Below are 2475 nucleotides of genomic sequence, written 5' to 3'. Positions count from 1 at the left end.
CAATTCTCTAAATTCATTCAAGTCCGAGACATTCCAAGAATATAGCTATCACAGGGGTTATACGCCAAGCCCTTCCAGTTATAGCATAGGAAGGTAGCGCAGTCCTAAAGTTTAATTAAACTTACGCTACAGCGTAAGCAGGACGGTAATTAGTGTTGTTTGCGTTTAAGCAATTGTGAGCCGTATAACGGAGCTACTCAGTCCGGCGATGCAACCTAAACCTTCTTGATCCAGTCGAAGCCATGTCGCCCCCACGTAGATAACCGAAGTTAGGAAGGAATTATAGCGGATATTTAGAAAATGGGGGATGGATTCCCGATCAAGTCGGGAATGACGTTAGCTGTTGATGAGCGATTTGATAGTGCGGGTTATCTCACAACATTTTGCTATTTTTTGCGTATTGGAGAGGGTGTCGTCTAAGAGGACGTTGACGATTGCCGAACCGACAATGACACCGTCTGTTCCCTGCACTTTTTCACGGGCACTCTGTTCGTTTACACCGAAACCGACATAGACGGGGGTCTGCGTGTGACGTTTAATCATCTCTAGGATCGGAGCTAAATTTTCAGCTTTTCCGCTCCCCGTGATCCCCGCATAGGCGACGAGATAGATAAATTTGCGCGCTTCGGCGGTAATGAGTGCAATACGCTCTTCTCCATCGGTCGGAGCGACAAAAGTGATATTGGCTAATCCACGTGCTTCAAAAAGATTATAGTAGTTTTTTGCCTCTTCATACGGTACATCAGGGATGATCAAACCGTTTACGCCGATGCTCGCGGCTTTATCGAGCAACGCTTCCATTCCGTATTGGTAAAACGGATTGAAATACCCCATCCATAGGGTATCGATTTTAGGGGCAACAGCAGCGGAAATATCTAGCAAGTCGGCGAAACGGAACCCCGCTTCGAGGGCACGGTGGTTTGCCGCTTCGATCACGGGACCATCGGCGACGGGATCGGAAAACGGAACGCCGAGTTCTAAGGTATCGACACCGTTCTCGCCGAGCGCTAACGCTAAATCAACGGTAAAATTTTTATCAGGATATCCTGCGGTAATGTAAGCTACGAGGTGCTTCACTCTTTCTCCATATCGGGTAAAATTAAAAGGGAAAAGTGGACTTTGGTGAGATCATTGTCCATTTTAAAATCTTCTTGCCACTGCATAAACATATCAGCAACACTGATGAGCCACGTAATCGTCTCATCATTCACTTTCTTATCACGTGAGCGTAATTGTTCCAGTGCATCTTCGGTAAAAGCGGCTAAACGCATCATGGGTTCGATCTGCAAGTATCCCGAAGCCGATTTGATGTTATGGAAAATACGGAACAGCTCTTCGATACTTCGATGATATCGCTCCGGACTTCCCAAATCGACCATAAGACCTTCCATAATCTCCGTCATCATCGCGTAATGATCTAAAAATTCGTCAATGATTTCAAAGTCGAAATTAGCTTCTAAAACGCTTCGTATGCCCATTATGATCTTCTCCTGTGATGAAAAATTATAACCATCTTTTGATTAATATCCCCTCTTAATTGCCATGAAATAGCAATGCAACTCAATTTTTGGGTAAACTATCTACTTTAAATAACTATGGGATATTTATAGTATGAAAAAACTCTCTATCAGCTCCATCCAAAAATGCAAAGGGTCTCGTAAACTCGTAATGATAACGGCGTATGATGCTCTTTTCGCCCGACTCTTGAGCGAGAGTTCCGACATACTTCTCGTCGGAGACAGTCTCAACATGAGCTTCGGTGGGAATGCAGATACCCTCAGTGCCACTATGGATCAGATGATCTACCATACCCAAGCCGTCTGCAAAGGTGCACCTGATACGTTTGTCATCACCGATATGCCCTTTGGCACTTATATGGATGAAACAACGGCTCTCTCTAATGCGCTTCGTGTTTATCGTGAGACCTCTGCCGATGCGATCAAAATCGAAGGCGGTGCTGATAAAGCCCATCTCATTAAGCATCTGTGCGATAACGGATTTGCCGTTTGCGGTCATATCGGTTTGTTACCGCAATCCGTCCGGGCCGAGGGTGGCTATAAAGTTAAAGGAAAAAATGAACATGATGCCCTCACTCTCATCGCCGATGCACAAGCCATTCAGCAAGCGGGAGCCTTTATCATTGTCATTGAAGGGGTAATTGCTGAAGTGGCTACACGCGTAGCAAACAGTGTCTCTATCCCCGTCATCGGAATCGGGGCGGGTAACGGCGTGGACGGTCAGGTGCTCGTGTTTTCTGATATGTTGGGATTGTACGAGCCGTTTGTTCCTAAATTTGTCAAACAATATATGAACGGTGCGGTAGCCGTCAAAGAGGCAATAGAAAAATATGCAGATGAAGTCCAAACTCGTTCGTTCCCCGATGAAAATCATGTCTATTAGGAATTATTAACGTGGAACGGATAGTCGAAATCGAAAAATTTAACGCCGAAGAGGTCACGGAAACCTCATTGCGTC

At 45.4% G+C, this 2475-nt stretch carries 3 protein-coding genes; 1 reads left to right on the top strand and 2 read right to left on the bottom strand.

Annotated features, from left to right (window positions below; all coding sequences use genetic code 11):
* Window positions 1-336: 336 nt before the first annotated feature.
* Entirely contained in the window at window positions 337-1077 is a 741-nt protein-coding gene (trpA, locus tag JZU62_RS10190; RefSeq protein WP_295014456.1) for a tryptophan synthase subunit alpha, read from the bottom strand.
* Window positions 1074-1478: an Hpt domain-containing protein gene (locus tag JZU62_RS10185; protein ID WP_295014454.1), complete on the bottom strand. Its 405-nt coding sequence runs from the start codon at window positions 1476-1478 to the stop codon at window positions 1074-1076. The genes trpA and JZU62_RS10185 overlap by 4 nt, the downstream gene beginning before the upstream one ends.
* Window positions 1479-1611: 133 nt before the next feature.
* Here JZU62_RS10185 and panB point away from each other — a divergent pair, with 133 nt between their 5' ends.
* The gene (gene panB, locus JZU62_RS10180; RefSeq protein ID WP_295014452.1) at window positions 1612-2400 is read left to right on the top strand and encodes a 3-methyl-2-oxobutanoate hydroxymethyltransferase; all 789 of its coding nucleotides are present in this window, start codon (window positions 1612-1614) and stop codon (window positions 2398-2400) included.
* Window positions 2401-2475: the final 75 nt, after the last annotated feature.

The organism is Sulfuricurvum sp. (assembly GCF_019163035.1).
Classification (GTDB): domain Bacteria; phylum Campylobacterota; class Campylobacteria; order Campylobacterales; family Sulfurimonadaceae; genus Sulfuricurvum.
This window is presented reverse-complemented; position numbering and strand designations above follow the sequence as displayed.

Coding starts and splice junctions, on each gene's coding strand:
- JZU62_RS10185 (WP_295014454.1), bottom strand. CDS start 1,478: ATGGGCATACGAAGCGTTTTAGAAGCTAATTTCGACTTTGAAATCATT.
- panB (WP_295014452.1), top strand. CDS start 1,612: ATGAAAAAACTCTCTATCAGCTCCATCCAAAAATGCAAAGGGTCTCGT.